Source organism: Pelomicrobium sp. G1 (assembly GCF_051905455.1).
In the GTDB taxonomy this organism is placed as follows: Bacteria; Pseudomonadota; Gammaproteobacteria; order Burkholderiales; family UBA6910; genus Pelomicrobium.
The window spans coordinates 1-532 of the sequence record NZ_JBQACR010000085.1; the positions used below are offsets into that span (position 1 = coordinate 1).

At 63.2% G+C, this 532-nt stretch carries 1 pseudogene; it reads right to left on the minus strand.

Features of this window, described 5'->3' with window-relative positions:
- Window positions 1-532 (minus strand): annotated as a pseudogene (locus ACTFO6_RS17570) (hypothetical protein); the annotation flags it as partial.

Consider the following 532-nt stretch of genomic DNA (forward strand, 5'->3'; position numbering starts at 1 on the left):
TTCCCGGCTTCGCAGGCGCGGGCGCTCGACGGCCAGCTTCCGCTCGGCCAGGGCGATGCGCCCTTTCTGGCTTCCGTGCCAGCGAACGTCTCCACCCCGACGGCCCGGATGTTTCTCCCCGGCCACTTCCTGCGCGGAAATGATCAGCAGCTGCTCGATGAATTGCCGTGCTGCGCCCATCATCAGTTCATCCACGCTCGCCTTGGTGTCCATGGCCAGTTCCAGCAGCGGCAGCAGGTGTTGCCTGCCTGCGCTGAAACAGGCCCGAAGCGCCGCTTCGTCCCCACGCGCGACGACCTTCAGCGCCCCTTTGCTCCCAGCTCTCTTTCCCTTACGATCCTGCATGGCGGTTTCCTTTCCTTGAGTTTCCATGGTCGGCAAACCCGATTCTCTCGGATTCACCAGGAAACCGCCGCCTTCAACCTTCAACTGCGGATGGGACACCGCCCTTCCCACCGAGACCACCCGGTAACAGTCTCTCCGGCGCAGGATTTCCAGGGTACGGCGTATCCAGGGTTGATCGTCGATGCTG